General features: G+C 58.0%; 22 protein-coding genes and 1 riboswitch. Of the genes, 7 read left to right on the top strand and 15 right to left on the bottom strand.

All coding sequences use genetic code 11. The features are described from left to right. Positions 1-103: 103 nt before the first annotated feature. The gene (locus AB5Y76_RS20320) at positions 104-346 is read right to left on the bottom strand and encodes an Lpp/OprI family alanine-zipper lipoprotein (protein WP_005334342.1); all 243 of its coding nucleotides are present in this window, start codon (positions 344-346) and stop codon (positions 104-106) included. Positions 347-571: 225 nt separating this feature from the next. Then, a complete protein-coding gene (gene ribB, locus AB5Y76_RS20315; protein WP_107685114.1) occupies positions 572-1,225 on the bottom strand; it encodes a 3,4-dihydroxy-2-butanone-4-phosphate synthase in 654 nt (217 codons plus the stop codon). A gap of 104 nt (positions 1,226-1,329) precedes the next feature. After that, positions 1,330-1,486: riboswitch (FMN riboswitch) on the bottom strand. A 259-nt stretch (positions 1,487-1,745) separates the two neighbouring features. Between ribB and purU the strand changes: the two genes are divergently transcribed. Beyond that, complete coding sequence (purU, locus tag AB5Y76_RS20310) at positions 1,746-2,582, top strand: formyltetrahydrofolate deformylase (protein ID WP_005361738.1); 837 nt, start codon at positions 1,746-1,748, stop codon at positions 2,580-2,582. Between the two features lie 79 nt (positions 2,583-2,661). Here the strand turns inward: purU and AB5Y76_RS20305 are convergent, their stop codons facing one another. Continuing rightward, positions 2,662-3,924 carry a DUF945 family protein gene (locus AB5Y76_RS20305; protein WP_021229238.1) on the bottom strand — a complete coding sequence of 421 codons (1,263 nt, stop codon included), beginning with the start codon at positions 3,922-3,924 and terminating at the stop codon, positions 2,662-2,664. Positions 3,925-4,031: 107 nt separating this feature from the next. Continuing rightward, complete coding sequence (cls, locus tag AB5Y76_RS20300) at positions 4,032-5,513, bottom strand: cardiolipin synthase (protein ID WP_005361740.1); 1,482 nt, start codon at positions 5,511-5,513, stop codon at positions 4,032-4,034. A 97-nt stretch (positions 5,514-5,610) separates the two neighbouring features. On the opposite strand from cls, the gene AB5Y76_RS20295 reads away from it, so the two are divergent. Then, complete coding sequence (locus AB5Y76_RS20295; protein ID WP_005353308.1) at positions 5,611-6,153, top strand: DUF1439 domain-containing protein; 543 nt, start codon at positions 5,611-5,613, stop codon at positions 6,151-6,153. A gap of 5 nt (positions 6,154-6,158) precedes the next feature. Here AB5Y76_RS20295 and AB5Y76_RS20290 read toward each other — a convergent pair whose 3' ends face one another. Further along, a complete protein-coding gene (locus tag AB5Y76_RS20290; protein ID WP_263086345.1) occupies positions 6,159-6,596 on the bottom strand; it encodes a GNAT family N-acetyltransferase in 438 nt (145 codons plus the stop codon). A 340-nt stretch (positions 6,597-6,936) separates the two neighbouring features. On the opposite strand from AB5Y76_RS20290, the gene AB5Y76_RS20285 reads away from it, so the two are divergent. Continuing rightward, entirely contained in the window at positions 6,937-7,674 is a 738-nt protein-coding gene (locus AB5Y76_RS20285) for a lytic transglycosylase domain-containing protein (RefSeq protein ID WP_058055841.1), read from the top strand. A gap of 92 nt (positions 7,675-7,766) precedes the next feature. On the opposite strand, the gene aqpZ is transcribed toward AB5Y76_RS20285, so the two are convergent. Then, positions 7,767-8,456, bottom strand: coding sequence for an aquaporin Z (aqpZ, locus tag AB5Y76_RS20280; protein ID WP_005361747.1), 690 nt, complete (start codon positions 8,454-8,456; stop codon positions 7,767-7,769). Between the two features lie 270 nt (positions 8,457-8,726). Beyond that, positions 8,727-8,939: a DUF1653 domain-containing protein gene (locus AB5Y76_RS20275; protein WP_005334366.1), complete on the bottom strand. Its 213-nt coding sequence runs from the start codon at positions 8,937-8,939 to the stop codon at positions 8,727-8,729. Positions 8,940-9,319: 380 nt separating this feature from the next. On the opposite strand from AB5Y76_RS20275, the gene AB5Y76_RS20270 reads away from it, so the two are divergent. Beyond that, complete coding sequence (locus AB5Y76_RS20270; RefSeq protein WP_005334367.1) at positions 9,320-10,534, top strand: pyridoxal phosphate-dependent aminotransferase; 1,215 nt, start codon at positions 9,320-9,322, stop codon at positions 10,532-10,534. Between the two features lie 63 nt (positions 10,535-10,597). Here the strand turns inward: AB5Y76_RS20270 and AB5Y76_RS20265 are convergent, their stop codons facing one another. From AB5Y76_RS20265 to AB5Y76_RS20235, 7 genes are all read right to left on the bottom strand, one after another. Next, the gene (locus AB5Y76_RS20265) at positions 10,598-12,073 is read right to left on the bottom strand and encodes a YfcC family protein (protein WP_263716769.1); all 1,476 of its coding nucleotides are present in this window, start codon (positions 12,071-12,073) and stop codon (positions 10,598-10,600) included. 162 nt (positions 12,074-12,235) lie between these two features. After that, positions 12,236-13,429 (bottom strand): enoyl-ACP reductase FabV, encoded by a 1,194-nt coding sequence (gene fabV, locus AB5Y76_RS20260; protein WP_005353312.1) that lies wholly within the window; start codon positions 13,427-13,429, stop codon positions 12,236-12,238. Positions 13,430-13,716: 287 nt separating this feature from the next. Beyond that, positions 13,717-15,342 (bottom strand): methyl-accepting chemotaxis protein, encoded by a 1,626-nt coding sequence (locus AB5Y76_RS20255; RefSeq protein ID WP_263716770.1) that lies wholly within the window; start codon positions 15,340-15,342, stop codon positions 13,717-13,719. Between the two features lie 323 nt (positions 15,343-15,665). Then, positions 15,666-16,253: a histidine phosphatase family protein gene (locus AB5Y76_RS20250; RefSeq protein WP_263716771.1), complete on the bottom strand. Its 588-nt coding sequence runs from the start codon at positions 16,251-16,253 to the stop codon at positions 15,666-15,668. 155 nt (positions 16,254-16,408) lie between these two features. Beyond that, the gene (locus AB5Y76_RS20245; protein WP_236340598.1) at positions 16,409-17,062 is read right to left on the bottom strand and encodes a transcriptional regulator; all 654 of its coding nucleotides are present in this window, start codon (positions 17,060-17,062) and stop codon (positions 16,409-16,411) included. Between the two features lie 64 nt (positions 17,063-17,126). Then, positions 17,127-18,416: a serine dehydratase subunit alpha family protein gene (locus AB5Y76_RS20240; RefSeq protein ID WP_263716772.1), complete on the bottom strand. Its 1,290-nt coding sequence runs from the start codon at positions 18,414-18,416 to the stop codon at positions 17,127-17,129. A gap of 22 nt (positions 18,417-18,438) precedes the next feature. Continuing rightward, complete coding sequence (locus tag AB5Y76_RS20235) at positions 18,439-18,822, bottom strand: Rid family detoxifying hydrolase (RefSeq protein WP_005344164.1); 384 nt, start codon at positions 18,820-18,822, stop codon at positions 18,439-18,441. A gap of 252 nt (positions 18,823-19,074) precedes the next feature. Between AB5Y76_RS20235 and AB5Y76_RS20230 the strand changes: the two genes are divergently transcribed. From AB5Y76_RS20230 to AB5Y76_RS20220, 3 genes are all read left to right on the top strand, one after another. Next, entirely contained in the window at positions 19,075-20,370 is a 1,296-nt protein-coding gene (locus AB5Y76_RS20230; RefSeq protein WP_021229327.1) for an amino acid permease, read from the top strand. 193 nt (positions 20,371-20,563) lie between these two features. Next, the gene (locus AB5Y76_RS20225; protein ID WP_263716773.1) at positions 20,564-22,570 is read left to right on the top strand and encodes a methyl-accepting chemotaxis protein; all 2,007 of its coding nucleotides are present in this window, start codon (positions 20,564-20,566) and stop codon (positions 22,568-22,570) included. A gap of 268 nt (positions 22,571-22,838) precedes the next feature. After that, positions 22,839-23,126 (top strand): hypothetical protein, encoded by a 288-nt coding sequence (locus tag AB5Y76_RS20220; RefSeq protein WP_107685105.1) that lies wholly within the window; start codon positions 22,839-22,841, stop codon positions 23,124-23,126. Positions 23,127-23,206: 80 nt separating this feature from the next. Here the strand turns inward: AB5Y76_RS20220 and AB5Y76_RS20215 are convergent, their stop codons facing one another. After that, on the bottom strand, positions 23,207-23,395 hold the full coding sequence (locus AB5Y76_RS20215; protein ID WP_005334402.1) for a hypothetical protein: 189 nt from the start codon (positions 23,393-23,395) through the stop codon (positions 23,207-23,209). Between the last annotated feature and the right edge of the window lie 15 nt (positions 23,396-23,410).

Raw genomic sequence — 23,410 nt, 5'->3', positions numbered from 1 at the left:
GAAGAAGGTACTGTGGGAATAAGGTGCTGTGGGAATAGTGAAGATACGGTGAATTTCAGGCAAAAAAAAATGGCGCAAAACTGCGCCATTTTTTTCGCATGGATTACTTCTTGTAGGAAGTAGCCATGTTGTCGATGCGCTGGTTAGCACGCATAGCTTCTTGCTTGGCTTCGGCAACATCAGCAGCGATTTTGGACTGATCAGCACGAACTGCGCTAACATCTTGAGCCAGTTGGTCAACTTTGTTAGACAGATTCTGAACGGAAGTTTCCAGTTCGCTGGTGTTTGCACAACCGCCCAGCAGAGCGGACAGACCAACAACACCTACCAACAACAATTTTTTCATTTTTAAAGCTCCCTTGAACTCGCCAGACGTTTAGCAAGCGGCGTGATTATGGCACAAAAAAATCCTACTTTGCATAGTCCCCACCACAGATAAATGCATTAAAACCCTCATTTTTTTTTGAATGAACAGTTTTTGTCCAGATTCGTCTAAAAAATGAGTGCCGTGTGGTGGGGGCACGGACAAAGGTTAACCAAATTTTTGCCTTATTACAATTTCGTATGAGGCTCAGGCTGTACGTTCTGACAACAATTGACGATATTGCACCAGATCCTCGATGGTCAGCACCGGCATCCGGTGCTTGCGACCGAACGCAACCAGGTCTGGCAGACGCGCCATCGAGCCATCTTCTTTGGTCAATTCACACAACACACCAAACGGTTTGAGGCCAGCCAGCTGCATCAGATCGACCGTCGCTTCGGTATGACCACGACGGGTAAGCACCCCACCGGTTCGCGCCCGCAGCGGGAAAACATGACCCGGGCGGTGCAGATCGCCCGGTTTGGCGCCGTCTGCGATGGCTGCACGGATGGTGGTGATGCGATCAGCAGCCGAGACACCGGTCGTGACCCCCTGCGCCGCTTCGATGGTCACGGTAAAGGCGGTCTGGTAGTGGCTGGAGTTGGCCTCCACCATCATCGGCAGTTCGAGCTGGCGAACCCGCTCGTCGGGCAGGCAGAGGCAGACGATACCGGAGCACTCGCGGATCATCATCGCCATCTGTTCATTGGTCATGGATTCGGCGGCGAAAATGAGGTCGCCCTCGTTCTCCCGATCTTCATCGTCGGCCACCAGCACGCCGCCTCCGGCACGCAAGGCAAACAGAGCCGCTTCGACACGGGCAACGGGATCACCGAATTCACTGAGTAGAGACTGATTCATGGTAAAACTCCTAAACAAGACAAGGACCAGAATCAGGGCATGGAAAGGCAGACAGAGATGGGCATGCAGCGGCCAGCCCACAAGGGCCAACGCGGCAAGGTCTGTCTTATCCTCTTTCATCCGGACTATGACCGTCGGCTCCGGCATCTCACCGGATCTGCTGACCCCGACCTGGCAATCAGCCAAGTCGGGCGCTCGCGGGCTCCCCGAGTCAATCGGGATACCGCCGGTGGGGAGTTGCACCCCGCCCTGAGAATAAGCGCAGACAGCCTAAAGAAAAACGGTTGCAGATACCAGCCAAAATCCCCCGCAGGCTGAAAAGCGTTTCAACATTGCGCCCGGAATCCCGCTCTGCGGCCTGCTCGCCAGCGCGAGAGGCTATGACTGGCGAATTTCTTTATGGCGCGGATCGGTTTATGGCATAGTTCCCGAAACCAAAAAACAGGGCCCGAAAAGAGAGCCTGAACAACGCTGCCGGCGCAGACAGCAGCGCCAACACCACAAACGGAAAATGACAGAGATGGAAAAGAAAATACTGCTCACGGATTGCCCTGATGCCAAAGGGCTCATCGCCAAGATCACCAACATCTGCTACAAGCACCAGCTCAACATCATCAAGAACGATGAGTTTGTGGATCACGAGAATGGCCGCTTCTTTATGCGTACCGAGCTGGAGGGGCGCTTCAACGACGAGACTCTGCTGGCCGACCTCGATGATGCCCTGCCCACCGGCGCCCAGCGCCGTCTGGTCAAGGCGGGCAAGAAGCGCATCGTCATCCTGGTGACCAAGGAGACCCATTGCCTCGGCGATATTCTGATGAAGAACTACGCGGGCGCGCTGGATATGGATATCGTTGCGGTGATCGGCAACTACGATACCCTGGCCGAGCTCACCGGCAAGTTCGATATCCCGTTCCACACCGTCAGTCACGAGGATCTGAGCCGGACCGAACATGAAGAGCAGGTACGCGCCATCATCGACAGCTATGAGCCTGACTATGTGATCCTGGCCAAGTACATGCGGGTGCTTACCCCGAGCTTCGTCGAGGCCTATCCGCGCAAGATCCTCAACATCCACCACTCCTTCCTGCCCGCCTTCATCGGTGCCCGCCCCTACCGACAGGCGTTTGATCGCGGCGTCAAGCTGATCGGTGCCACCGCCCACTTCGTGACCGACGACCTGGATGAAGGCCCCATTGTCGAACAGGACGTGATCCACGTCGGTCACGCCTTCAGTGCGGACGACATGGCCAAGGCGGGTCGGGATGTGGAGAAATCGGTGCTGAGCCGCGCGCTGGAGCTGGTACTGAACGAGCGGGTGTTCGTCTACGGCAACAAGACGGTGGTCTTCAAGTAATCCGCCCACATGGCTCGTATGCAAACGCCAGAAACAACAACGGCTCCCGTGGGAGCCGTTGTTGTTTCTGCGCCGAGTGTCAGAGCGGCAGATCGTTTACCGTCACCGCGCCCTTCTCCAGCTTCAGCTCGGAGGTCAGCGCTTGCTTGTCGGCCTTCAGATAACCCATCAGGGTCAGCTGATCGAGCATGGGGGCCAGTTGCGGCACCGCCTTGCCCAGCTTGTCGCTGAGGCTGGCATGCAGCACGCCGGAGAGGGCCTGCATTCCCGCGTCGCTGTTGAACAGCTGCTCCAGCGAGGTGGAGGCCAGCTTCACGTCCCCCTTCATGGTCACCGCCTCACCGTTGAGTTTGGCACTGAGATCGGCCAGTTCAAGGGTCGCGCCACGTTTGAGCATCTTGTCCAGCGCCTGCTGGATGGCGGCATCTTCAACTCCCTTGCCACCGGCGGCCTGCAGCCCCTGATACCCTTCCAGATCCAGACCGTTGAGGTTGAGCGCCAACTTGCTGTCGGTCACCGCCAGGGTGTCGGTCTCGTTTTCCAGATCCAGCTTGGCAATTTTCATCTGATAGCTGCTGGAGAGGGTCTGGGCATCATCACCGGTCAGCTGAGTCTCGGTAGTCATCCCCTGCAGGGCGACCTTGACGCTGTCAGGCAGTTGTACCGTGAGGGCCGAGAGGGTCATCTCGCTCTGGGGCGAGAGGAGCACACCGCTGATCTCGGCAATGTCGGCACTCCCTTTCAGATCGGCCAGCACCAAGTCCATCTTGCTCTGCTCTTCATGGACCGTCATCCCCTGCCAGGTCATGGTGAGGTGACCATTCCCCTCCAGATTGCCGTGGAACTCGCCGCTCAGGGGCAGGAAGCTGAACTCGTCCAGCCCCTGTTTGATCTTGAATTCATTGGCCCAGAAACGGCTGCTGTTACCCTGGGTCCAGAGACTGGTGACCGACTCCAGACCGAGTTCCCACTGCTCCATGCCCAGTGCGGTAAAGACCGGCGCTAGCGTGCCATTATGGGTATCGAGCAGGAAGTGGCTCTTGATGTAGAGCGGCAGGATCTGGCTCTTGACCACCAGTTGCAACTCGATGGGCTGACTGCCCTCCAGCTCGCTGTCGATGGCAGCCAGCTCCTCCGGCGTCACCACGACCTTCAGGATCCCGTCACGGGTGAAGAGGTTGCTGCTACCCGGCTGCCACTGCATGTCGATGCCAGTCTCTTGCTCTACCTTGGCGATCTGCTCCGCCATGATGTTGTCGAAGCTGTTGCCCGTGTACCAGCACGCAGCCAGACCACCACCTACCAGTGCCGCACCCACGGCGAGGGCCACTATCTTTTTCATATATCCATGTGTCTCCAGGGAGTTGTCACTGCACTCTACGGGGCGGACTCGGGGCTAGGCAAGTCCAATCAGATGGCGAGTCCACTTTCTTGCGGCTCGCCACAACATCACAGCAAGGGGCTGAAGAGATAGAAGATGTTCTCCATCGCCTTCTTGTACCAGGGGCGGGCCTGCCATTGGGCCAGGGTCATCGGGGTGGCTTCCGCCATATAGCCCTGTACCAGCCGGGTCATCTGGGCCACGAACGAGGGGTTGTCCACCAGCAGGGTCACCTCGAAGTTGAGCCAGAGGCTGCGCCGATCCAGATTGACCGTCCCCACCAGCGCGAAGTCATCATCCACCAGCACGCTCTTGGTATGGAGCAGACCGGCATCGTAGCGGTAGATCTCCACCCCGGCCGCCAGCAACTCCTCCATAAAGGCGTTGCAGGCGTAATTGGCCATGATGGAGTCGTTGCGTGCCGGCAACACCAGCTGCACCTGCACCCCGCGCGCCGCCGCCGAACTGAGTGCGGCCGCCAACGGATCGTCGGGTACAAAGTAAGGGGTCGTCAGCACCAGATGGCTGCGTGCCTGATAGATGGCCAGCAGCAGGCTCTGCTGGATGCAGTCGCCGCCGACGAAGGGGCCGGACGGGATCAGCTGAGCGCGGTAGTTGGTCTGGGGCCAGGCTTCCGGCTCATGCTGCAGACTGTCGAGCAGCCGCTCGCCGGTCTCCATCTCCCAATCCCAGACGAAGATCGACCACATCAGCGGCACCATGGGCCCCTGCACCCGGATCATGATGTCGACCCACTGGCCGACCCCGGCATCCTGTTTGAAGAAGCGGGGATCCACCATGTTCATGGAGCCGGTGTAACCCACCCTGTCATCGATCACCACCAGCTTGCGGTGCATCCGCAGATCCTGACGCTGGAACAGAATGCGCCAGGCGCCGACCGGCAGCACCTCCACCAGCTTGACCCCCGCCTTGCGCAGCTTTTTGGGCCAATGGGAGCGGAAGAACTGCTTGCTGCCCACCGAATCGAGCAGCAAGCGACAATCCACGCCGCGTTGCGCCACTTCAATCAGCGCCTCGCACACCTCGTCGGCATCGCCGCCCGGATGCCAGATATAGAACTCCAGATAGCAGGAGAGCGTCGAGCGACGGATATCCTGGGCAATCTCGCGCAAGATCCAGTCCGGCTTGTTGAGCAAGGTCATGCGGTTGCCGGAGAGCATCGGCATGGCGAGCCGTCCCTGGATGAGATCGTGCAGCGGCTGTGCCTTGGCGCCCACTTCGCAGCAGTGCTGCGGGAACAGACGGGCCAGCTGGCGGATCCAGATGGCATAAGGGCGATACATGGCCTGGGCGCGCTCGGCACGGCGGCGCCCCAGCTTTATTTCACCAAACAGCACATAGAAGCCAACCCCGGCAAACGGAATGGCATAGATCAGCGCCAGCCAGGCCAGCGACACCCCGATGGGACGGCGTTTCATCACCACCCGAAACGACACACCGGTGACAATCACGGTATGAAAAAGCAGTAGCAGCCAACCCAGAAAACGGGAAAACAGCAGTTGAAGATCGTGTTCCAGACCGTTAAACAACGGGGACTCCTTCTAATCGACAAACAGCGCAGTGGGCAGACCCCAACCGGCCGGGATGGTATGCTGTAAGGCAAATCCATTCTATCAGGTCGCACGCATGATCCTGCAATCTATGCTGCTCAGCCTGGCCATGCTAGGCCAAGGCTCATATGACATCAATGAGCAACAGATAAACCAGTACCTGCAATCTCAGGTGCAAGTCGACAAACAGCTGGAGCTGCCGGGCATCATCAAGGCCCATGTGACGCTTGAGCAGAGCGATGTCCAGATCGGTCGCCAACGCCCCGATACCGCCCGGGTCTATGGCAAGGGCAAGCTCAAAATCGCCCTGCCAGACAATACCGAATATGACGCCCGCCTGCAGATGACCTATGAGGCGAGACCCCGCTATGACAAGAGCCAGAGCGCGCTGTTTCTCGATAACATGAAGCTGGTGGAGTACAAGCTGGAGCCGGAGGCGGCCGAGAAGAAGTTCGGACTGATGCTCAACATGCTGCTGCAGAGTATGGAGAAGCGGCTCGAGACCAAACCGGTCTACAAACTCAATGACAAGGATCCGGATCAGGCCTGGCTGAAGGAGAATCTGCTGGGGCTGGAGCTGTCACCGGGCAAGATCCACCTGCTGACCAAACCGCGCTAAACCGCTCAATTCAGGAGGGGCTGGGTGGTATCCCTTACCAGCAGCTCCACCTGATAACCCTGCTGCTGCCGCTCGTAGAGGGAGAAAAGCGACCCGCTCAATTGATTGAGGGGCATATCGGCAAACCCGGCCTTGAGATAGAAAGGCTTCTCGAAGGGCAGCGCCTGACAGACCACAGGTTTGTCCAACAGGCCGTGACAGGCGTGCTGCAGCAGCCGTGACCCCAATCCCAGCGACTGGTAGTGGGGCAACAGGCGAAAGCCGCACAGATGGTAAAACTCCTCCTCGTCCCGCAGCCGTACCGCCCCCACCAGCCAGTGAGCATCACGCACGACAAAGATCCGCTCGGCCAGATCCGGCACATAATGGGAAAACGTCGTCTCGTAATAGTCCCTGATAAGGGAGAGGTCGGCGTCGCAGTACTCTTCGAAAGTGAGTTCCATCGCCAGCTTGCTTGTCACAGACAAATCCTTTGATAATCAGTTATTAGTGCCAGATACGGTGCGCTAATCCGACCACATGACGCCAGCACGATAGCATGCCTTTCGTCAACAAAAAAGCGGACGTCGTGGGCAGCTTGCTTACCCGGTGGAAGAGGCCATGACCCACCGCCCGACTGTCAAAACCGTGCTTTATGATGACAATCCTTTATTGCGGCGGATACTTTGATCCCGGTCACCGAATCGGATCATTTGCCCCCTGTTGGCCGCTTGTTCTGCCTTCGTCATGATGCTTTACTCAACATGGTCATCACAAGAAGGAGTATCAGGGTTGAAAGCATGGATGCTGGCAGGCCATATGTTGTTGATCCCCCTGAGCGGATGGAGCCAGACTCCCCCCCCCGCGGAGGTGATCTTCCTGACCGCAGCGCCCTCCCCCTTGCGTCCGAGCAAAGATGCCACTCCCGCCTCACAACCCGACACCGCTCAAACAGCGGCAGTCGCCACCAACGGCAAGAAGCAGATCCAGGTCTATAAATCGGTGCAGCAGAACGGGGTGGTTCGCTACTCCGACATGGCGCCCGAACAAGGCCATTACGAGCTGCTGCTGTTCAATGACTGCTTCGCCTGCGATCCCAAATCCAGCGTCAACTGGCAAACCACAGGGCTGTTTCTCTATGACTATGCCAGCACCATCAAGGCGGCCGCCAAAACCTATCAGGTTGAGCCTGCGCTGATCCGGGCGCTGATCCATGCGGAATCGGCTTTCAATCCTCTTGCGGTCTCCCGCAAGGGAGCGATGGGGCTGACCCAGCTGATGCCCGCCACGGCGCGGGAGTTGGGGGTCGGCAATGCCTTGCTGGCGGAGCAGAATATCTTCGGCGGGGTGAAATACCTGGCGGGACTGCTCAAGCAGTATGACGGCAACGTGGCGCTGGCGACCGCGGCCTACAACGCCGGCGCGGGCGCCGTACAAAAACATGGCGGTATCCCGCCCTATGCGGAAACCCGTGCCTATGTGGAGCGCGTCCAGCTCCTCCACCTGCGCTACAAAGAGATGCTGCAGGCCAAAGGGCTCTGAGGTTAGCCTCGGTTAATGCTCTTTTATCGCCCCTCCAGAAACAAAAAACACGCCCGCAGGCGTGTCGATACCACACTTTGTTTCGCAAATGATTACTTCTGCTCAGTCGCCACCAGGCGATAAGCCAGCGCACCCAGAATGGCACCGACAATCGGGGCAACCCAGAACAGCCACAGCTGGCTGATAGCCCAGTCACCGACAAACAGCGCAACACCGGTACTGCGGGCCGGGTTGACCGAGGTATTGGTCACCGGAATGCTGACGAGGTGGATCAGGGTCAGGCACAGACCGATGGCGATCGGCGCGAAACCGGCAGGCGCACGGCTATCGGTGGCGCCCATGATGACGAACAGGAAGAAACCGGTCATCACCACTTCACACACCAGGGCGGCAGTCAGGCTATAACCACCCGGAGAGTGCTCACCGTAGCCGTTGGAAGCAAAACCGGCAGAGAGATCAAACCCGGCCTGACCGCTGGCAATTACGTAAAGCACGGCAGCGGCGGCAATGCCACCCAACACTTGCGCCACGATATAAGGCAGTACACCGGATGCCGGAAAACGACCACCCGCCCACAAACCGACGGTCACGGCCGGATTGAGGTGGCAACCGGAGATATGGCCGATGGCAAACGCCATGGTCAGCACGGTCAGACCGAAAGCCAGCGAGACCCCCAGCAGACCAATCCCGACGTGAGGGAAGGCTGCAGCCAGCACGGCACTGCCGCATCCGCCCAATACCAGCCAGAAAGTGCCCATAAACTCAGCAGCAACAGGTTTCACATTATTTCTCCCATTTGAGATAACACCGAACAAGACCCGAGAAGGGCCCATGCTTGAACAAGCGCAGCATTATGGGAGTGTGAGTCCAGATTGCGAACCCGGCAGGCGGGGCTCACTGAATGTGATATTCGTCACAATTGGTTGATTAGATAAGGGATTTATCATTAAGACAGCTGGCTGCACGTCTCATGCCCAAGGGCGTCATGCGACAACTTGTGACACCATTTAGCTCGAGTGCTCATCCCTTGAGCGATAAAAACGGAGGCGTGGTCAGTCTCCTGCCGGGGCAAAACGGCTGACAACCTGCCCCTGATGCTCAATCCACTCCATGAACATGGCGACGGGACGGGCATAGACCTGACCATCCTGCTCGGATTGATAAATTACCAGCTGCTCCTGGGTTTCGGTATGCAAAGCCAGGGCAAGCACTTGATAGTAACCCCCCTTGAAGTGGCGATAGCGGCCTGGAACGGGTGCTTGCATGGGAAAACCTCGCAGAAGTAATACCGATGAGCGAACCACATAAAGATGACACCATGAGTGCCAGTCAACTCATCGAAAAGGGGGACGAAGACGATTTTTTACACAAGCCAATCGTGCCACAGGATCCGGATATTGCAACACAGTCAGGCAGCTTTGTTAATTCGTTCCCCATGTTTCACTAGTTAACCTTGGTTAGCACCAAAGATCGTGCTGAATTTAACGTTCTGGCAACCCTGTTTTAGGGCTAAAAATCAGGGAATTCTTCTAAAAAGAGGATTGTTCTAGCATTCAATTCTGTGAAGAATAGGGGAAAAGAAATTTGATACTAAAAATCGCCTTTTTCGCCAACGCGTCCCTGTGGGGAAGGAATCACTGTCACCATGTTCACAATCGACAAGTCGCACAAGCTCGACGATGTCTGCTATGACATCCGCGGCCCGGTGCATAAAGAGGCTCGCCGTCTCGAAGACGAAGGCCACCGCATTCTCAAGCTCAACATCGGCAACCCGGCCCCGTTCGGCTTTGATGCGCCGGAAGAGATCATCAAGGATGTGATCCTCAACATGCCCCTGAGCCAGGGCTACTGCGACTCCAAGGGGCTGTTTTCTGCCCGCAAGGCGGTGATGCAGTACTACCAGCAAAAAGGGATGCGCAAGGTCGATATCGACGACATCTACATCGGCAATGGCGCCAGCGAGCTGATCGTGATGGCGATGCAGGCGCTGCTCAACAACGGCGACGAGATGCTGGTCCCCTCCCCCGACTACCCGCTCTGGACCGCCGCCGTCACCCTCTCCGGTGGCCATGCGGTGCACTACCGTTGCGACGAAGGGGCTGACTGGTATCCGGATCTCGATGACATCCGTGCCCGCATCACCCCGCGCACCCGCGGCCTGGTGCTGATCAACCCCAACAACCCGACCGGCGCCGTCTACGGCAGCGAGTTCCTGCTGGAGGTGATCGAGATCGCCCGCCAGCACAACCTCATCATTTTCGCCGACGAGATCTACGACAAGATCCTCTATGACGACATCTCCCACACCAGCGTCTGCACCCTGTGTGACGATGTGATGGTGGTGACCTTCAACGGCCTCTCCAAGGCCTACCGTGCCTGCGGCTTCCGTCAGGGCTGGATGGTCATCACCGGTCCAAAAGGCCGTGCCCGCGGTTACATTGAAGGGCTGGAGATGCTGGCCTCCATGCGACTGTGCGCCAACGTGCCGATGCAGCACGCCATCCAGACTGCGCTTGGCGGCTACCAGAGCATCAACGAGCTGATCCTGCCGGGCGGCCGCCTGCGCAAGCAGCGGGACAAGGCATGGGAGCTCTTGAACGAGATCCCCGGGGTCTCCTGCGTCAAGCCCAAGGGGGCGCTCTACATGTTCCCGCGCCTGGATCCCAAGGTGTATGACATCCGCGACGATCAGAAGATGGTGTTCGACCTGCTGCAACAGGAGAAGCTGCTGCTGGTACAGGGCACCGGCTTCAACTGGCCGGCGCCGGATCACTTCCGGCTGGTGTTTCTGCCCCGCGAAGAGGAGCTGGAGGATGCCATCGGCCGCCTCGCCCGCTTCCTCAAAGGCTACAAGCAGTAAACAAAGCCAATGAAAAAGGCTCCTTACGGAGCCTTTTTGTTATCTGTGGTTTTATTCGTGCCATCAGCCGTGCAGCAGGGCACCGGCTACCAGCACCGCCATGGTGATGAGGGCTACGCCGATGATAAAGGGCAGCACCCAGCGCACAAAGCGATCGTAGGGGATCTTGGCGAGCGCCAGACCGGCCACCAGATGGGCGGCGGTGGGGGCGAACAGGTTGATCCAGCCGGAGGCGGACTGATAGGCGGTGATCACCAGATCCCGCGAAATACCGGAGAAGTCCGCCAGCGGCCCCATCAGCGGCATGGAGACAGTCGCCAGCCCCGAGGTGGAGGGGATAAAGAAGCTCAGGATGATGTGCACCAGATAGGCCATCAGGATGAAGACCGACGAGGAGAGTCCGCTCACCAGCCCTTCAGCCCAATGCAGAATGGTGTCGATGATGACGCCCTGCTCCATCACCACATAGATGCCGCGCGCCACCGCTACCACCAGCGCCACCCCGATGAGATCCCGAGCGCCGCTCAGGAAAGTCGCCACATAGTTGGACTCCGGCATCCGGTTGATCAGCGCGATCAGGATGGAGGCGCTGAAGAACAGGGTGGAGAGCTCGTCAAACCACCAGCCAAAGGTGGGCAGCACATCAATCCCCAAATCCGACCAGGGCACCACCGCATAGATCATCAGCAGGAAGGTGCCGAAGAATACCAGCATGGTGAGCTTCTGCTTGCCGGTGAAGGCGAGGTTGCCGCTCTTCATCTGGGAGAACTCGTCGTCATAGGTGATGTCGGCCAGCACGGAGCGGGATTTGTCCTGTTGCACCTGCTTGGCGTAGCGCATCACGAACCAGGAGGCGAAGATCACCAGCAGCAGCCACTGGATGACCCGCAGGCCAATCCCCTCACCGATGGGGATACCGGCAAAACCGGAGGCGATGCCGGTGGCAAACGGGTTGACGGTAGAGGCGAGCACCCCGACCCCGGAGCCGAGCAGGATGATCCCCGCCGCCACCATGCGATCGAAGCCCGCCGCCATCATCACCGGCACGATCAGTGCCCAGAAGGCTACCGTCTCCTCCGCCATGCCGAACGTGGAGCCGCCGAGGGCAAACAGGGCGATCAGTACGGGAATAAGCAGCCGTTCGCGCCCGGCAAAGCCGCGCACAATGGCCCCCACCCCGGCATCGAGCGCACCGCTCTGCATGGTCACCGCGAGAAAACCACCGATGATGAGCACGAACAGCGCCACGTCGGCCGCCTTGTGAAAGCCCTGGATGGGCGCCTTGAGCACCTCGAATACCCCTTGCGGGTGGGAGGGGAGTTCGGTGTAGCTGCCGGGCACCGGCAACAGCCGCTCATCGCCGCTGTAATCGGCCACGGCCGCAGCCGCCACCGGCTGCTGGGTCTTGGCGGTGACATAGTCATATTTGCCCGCTGGCAGCACCCAGGTCAGGGCGGCCATCAGGGCGATGATGATGAAAAGCAGGGTATAGACTGTGGGGAGTTGGCGCTTCTTGGGCGCCTCGTTTGGAGTGGTCATAGCTTCCGTACCTCGGCAATGCCGTCTGTAATCCGATCAGCGCAAGACTAGCGGGTTTGATATGGGAAAAAGGTGATCGCTGATAATAAAATTCCGCAAATTAGCGGGGTTTTTGCCAAAAAAACAGGGCCCCGCGGGGCCCTGTTTTCACTTGAGTCAGACTCAGAGCTCGACCACGTCGAATTTCACGTCCGGATTTACATCCGCATCGTAATCGACCTCATCCAGACCGAAACCAAACAGGCGCAGGAACTCCTGCTTGTAGCCGGTGTAGTCAGTCAGCTCGGAAAGATTCTCGCTGGTGATAGATGGCCACAGGTCGCGGCAGGTCTGCTGCACATCTTCGCGCAGTTCCCAGTCATCCATGCGGATGCGAGCCTGCTCGTCCAGCGCCATGTCGGACGCGTAGAGACGGGTGCGCATCATGCGATCTACCTGCTCCATGCAACCCTCGTGAATGCCCTTCTCCTTCATGATCTTGAAAGCCATGGAGATATAGAGCGGCATCACCGGAATGGCGGAAGAAGCTTGAGTCACCACGGATTTGAGCACGGCCACGTGAGCGGTGCCGCCCTTGGCTGCCAGATCGCCACGGATGGCGGCAGCGGCGCGGTCCAGATCTTCCTTGGCGCGGCCCAGAGTGCCATGCCAGTAGATTGGCCAGGTCAGATCGGTACCGATGTAGGAGTAGGCCACGGACTTGGCGCCGTCAGCCAGCACGCCGGCATCACGCAGGGCAGCCATCCACAGCTCCCAATCCTGACCGCCCATGACGGTGATAGTGTTCTGGATCTCTTCTTCGTTCGCCGGCTCGACGGTGGCGGTGATGATCTGATCCTTGTTGGTATCGATGGCGGTGGTGGTGTAGACCTCACCGATCGGTTTGAGGGCAGAGCGCACCACTTCGCCGGTTTCCGGCATCTTGCGCACCGGAGAGGCCAGGGAGTAGACAACCAGATCGATCTGACCCAGATCCTGCTTGATAAGCTCGATCACCTTGGCGCGGCACTCGTTGGAGAAGGCATCGCCGTTGACGCTCTTGGCGTAGAGGCCCGCCTCTTTGGCTGCCTTGTCGAAGGCGGCAGAGTTGTACCAGCCAGCGGTACCGGTCTTGGACTCGGTGCCCGCTTTTTCAAAGAAGACGCCGAGGGTGGCGGCGCCGCTACCGAAGGCAGCCGCAATCCGGGAGGCCAGGCCATAACCGGTAGAAGCGCCGATCACCAGCACCTTCTTGGGACCATTCTCGATGGTGCCCTTGGCCTTGGTATAAGCGATCTGGCGACGAACATTGGCTTCACAACCGACCGGATGAGTGGTGGTGCAGATAAAGCCGCGAACCTTGGGTTTGATGATCATATGGGGTCTCGGATCCGTTTAATGGATGAAATCGGGGCATAAGATACCTCATCTTGCCGCGATAAGGTGCTCTGATGTGTTGAACTGCGGCAAAAATGGCCATTCAGGGTGACGGCTGCCGTCAAAAATGCACAATTTTTCGGAAAGCCTCACTTCATCAGTCCGGTAATAAATCTTCCCATATCTATGGAAACCGATGACATGTTTCAACACAGGTGCAGTACGACCAACATGATACAAAAAGGCCCCGAACTCTCGGGGCCTGGGGGTAATGTCATCGAACTATATCAAGCGGCATGTGAGCGCCATTTAAAATGATTAATCTGTGTTCTCATTGACTTGGCCATCTCATCAAGACGCTGACACTTGGCCGATACATGGGCTGCCGAGTCCGAGGTATGTACTGCGATATCGGCAATATTGACCATGCTGCGCGTCATCTCTTCGGTGACTTTGCTTTGCTCTTCGGCTGCAGCGGCGACCTGCACATTGAGATTATTCAGATCATCCACCGCACTCACAATTTCTTCCAAAGAGACGCCGCAGGTCAGCATCAGGGTATTCGTCTTCTCCACTTCAGATAATCCGATATTCATACTATCAACAGCCATAGTTGCATTCTGTTGCAGGCGATTGACGGTGTTCTGGATTTCTCCGGTAGAGTTTTGGGTGCGCTGAGCAAGTACCCGGACTTCATCAGCCACCACCGCGAAACCGCGCCCCTGCTCACCCGCTCTGGCGGCTTCAATTGCCGCATTCAGTGCCAGTAAATTGGTTTGTTCGGCAATCGAGCGAATAACCCCCATCACCTGGGTAATGTTATTGCTTTCGATAGCCAGGTTTTGCAGCACAGTGGATGTATTTTGCAATTGACCAGAGAGCAGAGCCATATTCCCAATGGTCTCCTTGACAACCGCTTGCCCCTCTTCTGCCTTGTTTTCAGCCTGACGGGCGGCAATTGCAGCACTATTTGTATTTTGAGCGATTTCGTTAACCGTTGCGCTCATCTCATTCATCGCAGCAGCGCTCTGATCTGTCTCCAGACGCTGCTGGGCCATTTGCTCTGCACTGGTTAGCCCCAGCTCGTTCAGTGCATCGGCGCCTGTCGATAACTGTTCGGCCACGTCATCCATTTCGCCAATCAATCTGCGGAAATGGCTAACCATATCATTCAGCGCCCGTGCGACTTGCCCCAATTCATCTTCCCGAATGACGGGGACGGTGACGGTCAAATCCTGCTCATGCTGCAATTTGTAAAGTGCTCTGCGCAAAGCGGTGAGCGGTTGACTGATCCCGCGAAAAATCCAGATCCCCAGCACGGATAAAGCGAACAGGGCAATCCCGGTGATGGAGAGGAAGGCAAATGAAAAATCAACGGCCAGACTTTCCAGGGTACCAACATGCTCATCTGCAAATCTCAGCTGGAGTTCAACCAGCTTGCCCAGCTCCTCATTAAAAGGATCAACCGTGCTATATAACTGATGAATTGCCTTATCAAGAGGAGCTTTTAATGAAAGATCACTCTTAATACGATCCAGTGTAATGTCGGCTTTGTTCATCAATACTTGGGCAGACTCCGCAATCGCCCGCTCTTCCGCAGACATCTTCTGGGCCATGTAACGCTTCCATTCCGTTGCTGCTTTTAACTGCGCTTCAGTAACGGAACGTTTTGCCTCTTCACGGGTGATTAATCCAACATGCGCTTTATTGATCGCATCAACGACACTGACCGCATACAAGTCTGAAATCAGCTTCAGTTCGGATAACTGCTGCACCTCCTCTTCATTCACCTGATGGGCAGCCTGATTCATCAGGCGCATCCCCCAAAGGGAGAGAGTGCACAGCAAAATCATACAAAACAGCGGTACCACAACCAGCATCAATAATTTGCTACGAACCGAGATCCCTTTCATGGTGTCGTCCTCATACTCAGGCCACTGGTCGTTTAATATGCAATTGATACACCAAGCATCACGCGACCACTCATTTCAATACAATCACCCGCTTACCTCATTAAAAAGCGCGGTCTGTGCACCATAGTGCAATGCAAGTTGCAACCTGTTCGCAAAACCAGACCTTAAACACATCACCGCAGGAGAAGGGCTAATGCCCTTATTGATAATGCGCTTTTTGAGTCTATTCATCATTTCGTTGATGTCTAATCTTCGCAAAGCAAAATCCGTAGTGCGTTGCAGCCTGCATCGTCCATGCACTGATGGCGGCAACGTCCACGAAACTAGCAGGCAATGCGAGTGATGTGGCCATCCTGCAGCTTATAGAAGGCATCTTGGGGCAACTCCTGTGACCAGGTCGCCTCATAGTCGAGATCGGCATAGACGCCGCGCAACATGGCACCGAGCAGACCGTGGGAGATAACAATGGCCCGCTCGGCGATGGCAGGATCCTGCAACCACTGGTGTGCCCGGAGCTGAATGCTCTCGAAGCTCTCGGCCCCCGGTGCCTGCAGATACCAGTCCCCTTTGCCGGTATCGAGCTCGGGGTGGGCAAGACGCAGCGCCGGGATCTGGCAGCTCTCCCACTCCCCCATCCCCAGCTCCATCAACCGATCTTCCCAGACGATGCGATCCGCTGACAGCCCCAACTGCTCACACACCAGCAGTGCAGTCTGACGGGCACGGCCAAGCGGGCTGGCATAGACGATCCAGCGGGCGGGATCCGCCAGTTCGGCGGCAAGGCGCCGCCCCATGGCGATGGCTTGCGCCTCACCCTTGTCGGTCAGATCGGAGTTGCAACGCCCTTGCAGACGCTGCTCGGCATTGAAGCGGGTCTGGCCGTGGCGCAGCAGATAGATGAGTCGAGACATGATTTCTCCAGCACGTTCAGAGAGATAGAAAAATAAAGGGGGGAAGATGATAGCAGATGAGCTCGAAGGATGGCCCAAACAGACGTGTAAACGCAGGCGTAAAAAACGGGTCAAGGCTGACCCGTTTGCTGCCAATTTGGCCAGAGTGTATCGGCTCAGCCCTTCTTGATCTCCCGCAGATAGCGGTAGATGGAGTGGACCGAGATCCCGAGCTGGCGCGCCGCAATCTGGGCGCTGTCTTTCAGTTCGAAGATCCCCATGTCGTACAGCTGGTTGACGATAACCCGAGTCTTCTGGGACGGGGGCACAGCCTCGTTGCCACGTACCTCGGCACTGACGGTATCTATGGTGCTGTTGAGCGCTTCGTCGATGTTGCGGGCGAACACCTCCGGGGTGGCATGGCTCTCGTGGGGATGCATGCACTCCGGCATCATGGTGCGCAGCACGGATTGCAGCGGGGCATCCATGTCACTGTTGATACAGAGCAAACCGATGGCCCTGTGCTCCCCGTTGCGGATCACTGTCGTGATGGAGCGCAGGGTCTTGCCGGTAGCGCACTTGGTCATGTAGGGGCTGGAGATATCCTGCCCGCTCTTGAGCTTCATCATCGCCAGGTTGGTGATGGGAGCGCCGACACTGCGGCCGGTGATATGGCCGTTGGCAATCTTGACGATCGAGGGATTGCGCGCATCCAGACTGTGGAGCAGCACTTCGGTGTGCTGACCATACATGGTGGCGATGCCGTCCACAATGTTCTCCATCGACTTGAGGATCTCAAAATCGCTCGGACTCAACTCTTGCAGCTTCACAATGGGACCTTCTTGCAAGGGTTGCTGCCGGACAATGGACGCCGGGCAGCAACCGACAGGGACATCAGGCGGACATGATATCAATAATGGTGCTGTCTGTGGCAGACATGCCCTCCTTCACCATCTGGCCGACGTTGCGGATGGTCTGATCCACGTCGCCGGCGACGATCCCCTGCCCCGATACCGAGTGACTGTTGAGGGCCATCAGGAAGCCGCGCACCGCCGCGCCGGAGGAGGTACTCACCTTCATGGCGCAGGAGGCTTTCGCCCCGTCACATACCATACCGGCACTGTCGCTCAGTACGTTCTGGATGGCGAAGCAGGATTGCTCGAAGCTGCCGCCCGCCAGATAGACCATGGCCATGGAGGCGGCCGCGCTGGTCACGGTATTGCCACAAAAGGCCGACAGCGGCGGATAGTGGGACTTGATATAGATGGCGCCCAGATGGCTCATGATGAGGGCGCGAGCCAGCTGCTCTTCGCTGGCCGCAAAGCGCTCGGCAATCACCATCACCGGAATGGTGGCGGCAATGCCCTGGTTGCCGCTGCCGAAGTTGCTCATGGCTGGCAGGGTCGCGCCCCCCATGCGGGCATCGGAGGCAGCCGCCGTCATCATCACGATGCGGTTCATCACATCCTCGCCGATGAGACCGGCATTGATGTTCTGCTGCATGGTGCGGCCAATCTCCAGGCCATAGGGGTTGTTCATCCCCTCGGCGGAGAGCTTGCCGTTGAGCTCGGAAGCTTTGAGGATGAACCTGATCTGCTCGAACTCCACCCGGGTGGCGAACTCGTAAATGGCGGCGATGCTGATATCGACGCCATCGCAGATGGAACCGGTGGCGCCGCCCTGGCTCTGATCGGCGGTGAAGGTCACCTCGCCATCGCGGCGCTGCTCGACGATGCGGGTATGACCGCCGCAGAGGGTCACTTCGGCGCTGTGCTCTTCACCCTTGTCATCAGTGCCATAAACGGTCACGCGGCAGAAGATAAACTCGGGGGCGGCGGTGCGGCTCACCTGCACCTTGCCGGCATCGATCAGCTGCTGGGCACGATCCACCTGTGCTGGCTGGATCGCGGCCAGCACCTCCAGCCCGGCATCGGCGTTGCCGCCGATGGCACCGGCCGCGGCCGCAATGGCCAGACCGATCTTGCCGGTGCCCGGCACATAGACACCCATCGAGTTTTTATAGAGATTGTCCGACACCGCAACCTCGAGGCGACCGGGCTCACACCCCAGTTGCCGAGCGGCGACAGCCGCGGCATAGGCGGCGGCGATTGGCTCGGTACAACCCAGCGCTGGTTTGACAACCTGTTGAATAATCTGCAGATACTGCTGCCACGCTTGTTTCATCACTTGAACCTTTTTATCAGCATTAACGAGCGATATGGGCGATCGCTTCCACTTCAACCTTGACGCCCATCGGCAGATCCTTCACTGCGAAGCAGCTGCGCGCCGGACAATCTTTCTGGAAATAGGCTTTATAGACCTCGTTGAACGCGGCAAAATCGCTGATCTCGGCGAGGTAGCAGGTGGTTTTGAGCACGGTATCCAGCGAGCCGCCAGCGGCTTCCAGCACGGATTTCAGGTTTTCCAGTGACTGGCGGGTCTGGGCGGCAATCCCCCCTTCCACCACACCACCCTGCTGCTTGCAGACCGGCAACTGACCGGAGGTAAAGATAAGGTCGCCATAGGCAGTGCCGTGGCTGTAGGGACCGATAGCGTCAGGTGCCGCTGCTGCTGTGATGATGCGTTTCATATAGCCACTCCTGGTTTGTGCAATTTTTTTTGCAATCATGAATCTCATTCTGTTCAACATTATTTGCTTTTTATTTTATCCATTCAACAAAAAGATACAAAAATGGCGTGTGAAGGCACCTTTCGGCCTCAATATAAACCGTGATCACCATCCTGATTTGAACAAAAGTACTCTTATGGGCATTGTTTATGACAGTTTCATTCAACTATATTTGCGCCGCTTTCCCACATCCCTACAAAAAAGAAGGTTTTAATGGACGCGCATAGCACTACACTCGCCAGCCCCGTGATGGGCACGCTGGAATGGAAAGAAGCGGTTCGCTTCGACAGCACCGACTGGGGCTGGATCATCATGAGCATCGGCATGGCCATCGGCGCAGGGATCGTCTTCCTGCCGGTACAGGTGGGTCTGATGGGCTTGTGGGTCTTTCTGCTCTCGGCGGTGATCGGCTACCCCGCCATGTACATGTTCCAGCGCCTCTTTATCAACACCCTGGCCACTTCGCCGGAGTGCAAGGATTACCCCAGCGTCATCACCGGCTACCTTGGCAAGAACTGGGGTGTGCTGCTCGGCGCACTCTACTTCGTGATGCTGGTGATCTGGGTCTTCGTCTACTCCACCGCCATCACCAATGACAGCGCCTCCTTCCTGCAGAGCTTCGGCGTCACCGACGGCCTGCTCTCCGAAAACCCGCTCTACGGTCTGGTGCTGATTTGCGGTCTGGTGGCACTGGCCTCGCGCGGCGAAAACCTGCTGTTCAAGATCTCCACCTTTATGGTGCTGACCAAGATCAGCGTGGTGGCCGTGCTCGGCCTGATGATGGTGGACAAGTGGGATGCGGCCAACATCACCGCCATGCCCGCTGCCGGTGACTGGATGAAGGATGCCATCATCATGCTGCCCTTTACCCTCACCTCCATCCTCTTTATCCAGAGCCTGAGCCCCATGGTGATCTCCTACCGCTCGCGGGAAAAGTCGCTGGAAGTGGCCCGCTTCAAGGCGATGCGCGCCATGAATATCGCCTTCGGCATCCTGTTCGTGGTGGTGTTCTTCTACGCGGTCTCCTTCACTCTTGCCATGGGCCACGATCAGGCGGTTAAAGCCTCCGAGGAGAACATCTCCGCGCTGGCGATGGTAGCCCAGGGGATGCCCGGCCAGACCCTCAAGCTCCTGAGCCTCACCCTCAACATCTTTGCGGTAATGACCGCCTACTTCGGCGTTTACCTCGGTTTCCGTGAAGCCTGTCAGGGGCTGGCAATGAACCTGCTGCGCCGGGTGCTGCCGGAAAACCGCATCAACAAAGGATTGGTGGGCAAAGGGATCATGGTGTTCACCGTCATGCTCTCCTGGGGGGCCATCGTGCTCAACGCACCGGTACTGAGCTTCACCTCCATCTGCAGCCCCATCTTCGGCATGGTGGGTTGCCTCATCCCGGCTTATCTGGTCTATCAGGTACCGGCGCTGCACAAGTACAAGGGCACCTCCCTCTACATCATCATCGTCACTGGCCTACTGCTCTGTGTCTCGCCCTTCCTGGCGTTCAACTGATCGGTTTCCCCTTATCGACCACGGGTCACCTTCGGGTGGCCCGTTTTCTATTGGTGCGGCTGACGGCGCCCCCGCCCGGAAGTAAAAAGCCAAGGGGATCACAACTTGCAACCGGCCATCACCCAAGGGAGGCCGCTCGGAGTACTATTCAGGCAACACGAATCACGCCCGCACTCAGGTATCGAGGCTTAACATGAAATGGATTTTCAACCCCGCCATCCGGCTGGGCAATCAGCTCTCCTTCAAATACAAATTCCTGCTCTGGTCCTGCCTGATGCTGCTGCCACTGGCCTACAGCATGACCAATCTGCTGGGGCGGCTGCAGGATGACAACGTCCAGGCCAACCGCGAGCTGGCGGGAGTGGTCAATCTCACCCCCGTGCCCGCTATCGAGCAAGCCCTGCTCACCCATCGCAATCTGGTAACCCGTCACGCCTATGAAGTGGATCCGGTCGGTGATGATCAGGTCAAGGCAGCCGCACAAGCCGTTGATCAGAGCCTGCAAGCCTTTGCCGACACCCGCCAGAACAACCCCTCCTTTGAGGTGATCCAGCAGGGCTGGGCCGCCCTGCAGAGTGAAGCGGGCAAGCTGGAAGTGGAGCAGAGCAACCTGCGCCACGACAAGCTGCTGACCGAGGTGCGCCACCTCTACAAGCACATCACAGCCAGCAGCAGCCTGATCCAGGATCCGGCGCTCGGTACCTACTACATGGTGATCCTCGCCAGCGAGCGGTTGCCGCAACTGCGCGACCTGCTGGCCCAGGTACGGGATCGCGCCGCCACCATCGCCGACTTCGGCCTGTTTCAGGCTGAGGGCTACAGCGGCCTGCGTTTTCGTCTTGACCTGATCAGCGCCACCCTGCAGGAGCTGGAGGCCGATCTGACCCTGCTCTACCAGATCGAACCGGCCTACCGCGCCGAGCTGGGTCAGCAGACCGATGCTCTGATACAGCTGGTGCGTCAGGGGGTCGAGACCATGGAAAACAAGATGATGAAGGATCAGCTGGTGCAGCTCTCCACCAAAGAGGTGCAGGCACTGGGGGATAAGATGGACGAGGCCATCACCGCACTGGCAGGCCAGGTACGCCAGCGGCTGGAGGCCGACTTACATCAGCGGCTGACCGCCAACCAGCGCCACTTCTGGTGGGTCACCGCGCCGCTGACCGCCAGCTTGCTGCTCTACCTCTACCTGATGATCGGTGCCTATCTCTCCCTGCGCGAAACCGTGGGGCGGGTGCGTGATATTGCCGCCCGGGTCAACGCCCAGGATCTCAGCCAGCATATCGAGATCGTCGGTCAGGACGAGCTGGCCGCCATCAGCCGGGATTACAACGTGACCCTGGAGACCCTGCGTACCCTGATGCTGCGAGTGCGTGAAAATGGCGTCACCGTGGTGGAGAGCGCCACCGAGATCGAAGCGCGCACCTGCCGCTCGCAGGAGGTGATTGCCGATCAGCAAGGGGAGACCCATCAGGTCGCCACCGCCATCAAGGAGCTGGCAGCCACCTCACAGGACATGGCGGGCAACGCCCTGCAAGCCGCCCGCATGACCCAGGAGGCGCAGAACGTGGTCGGTCAGGGCGAGGATGTGGTGGAGCGCACCATCAAGGCCATCGACCATATCAACCGCGAGGTGTTGCGCACCGCCGACACCATAGGCCAGCTGGAGCAGCAGTGCAGCCAGATTGGCGGCGTCATCAGCGTGATCCGTGGCATCGCCGAGCAGACCAACCTGCTGGCCCTCAACGCTGCCATCGAAGCGGCCCGGGCCGGTGAGCAGGGTCGCGGCTTTGCGGTGGTGGCCGACGAGGTGCGATCTCTTGCCAACCGCACCCAAGGGGCTACCGTCGAGATCCAGCAGATGATTGAACAGCTGCAATCCGGCGCCCGCGCCTCGGTCACCGCCATGTCGGCGGCCAGCCATGAAGCGCAGGAGGGGGTCGGGCTGGCGCAGGAGGCGAAACAGGCTTTCGGCGCCATCACCGAGAAGGTGGATCGAATGGTCGATACCAACGCCATCATCGCCAGCGCCATCGAGCAGCAGGGCGCCGTGGTCAACGAGATCGAACGCAACGTGGTGCGCATCTCCGATGGCAGCGACGAGGCGCTGCAAGTGGCCAACGCCGCCCGCGATGCCGCCCGCCAGATCCACCAGCTCACCGAACAGCTGCGCGCCATGGTACAGAGCTTCGTGCTGTAACAGAGCGCTGACAAGCCGGGCTCAACGTGAGCCCGGCATTATCCCGGTCTCGCCCCTGCCAACAACATCTCGGTTGCTCGGATCATCCAGAAAATCTCTGCGACCCACTTGCCGGGCAAACGCCAACAAAGTAGTCTCGAACGAAAACAAAATGCGGCATTCCCGACACGCACTCTCGATGATGTCGAGGGAAACCAAGCCGCCTGCGAACCACAGATGAAAACCAGCGTCACGTCATCTATCGCCCGCTTCAAGCTAGGATTTACCCATGGCCAGATACCAGTTTTTTACCATTCCGGCATCCAATCGGCAGCAATACACCTTTATCGACATGGCATCTCCGACTTTTCTGAGTGAAAAGGCGGCACTGCTGACCCAAGGATTCGAGGTGGAGGAGGACTTTATTGACGCGACCAGCCCGCGAGAGGCCGTCGAGAAGTACCAATCCAATTTTCTCTATATAGCGGATGAGATAGGCAAGTCCGATAGCAGCTACGCCGCGGCCGTCGCCATGCTGGAGATTGGCAAGGGGTTATTGGGCAATAAAAACCGCTGAGATAAGGTACAGCGGTGAAGAGTGGTGGCCATCGTGGCAACGCGCCCGATGGCCATATGGCAAGACATCAATTCGGTAAGTCAGAAGCGCCCCAGCTGCTGGAGCATCTCGATCAGCTCCTCTTCGCTGCTCGGCTCATAGGCCAGCTGAAGGCTCGGCGCGGCGCCTCCCATCAGCATGTAGACGTTGGTGCTGCAGTGGTCGTAGTGATACCACTTACCGTCGATACAGACGTCGGTATAGCATCTCGGGTCCCTTTTCAGTTCCATATGTACATCCTTTTG

Source organism: Aeromonas sp. R1-2, assembly GCF_040908505.1.
In the GTDB taxonomy this organism is placed as follows: domain Bacteria; phylum Pseudomonadota; class Gammaproteobacteria; order Enterobacterales; family Aeromonadaceae; genus Aeromonas; species Aeromonas veronii.
The sequence above is the reverse complement of the archived record's forward strand: the minus strand, read 5'-3'. Positions and strand labels throughout refer to the sequence as shown.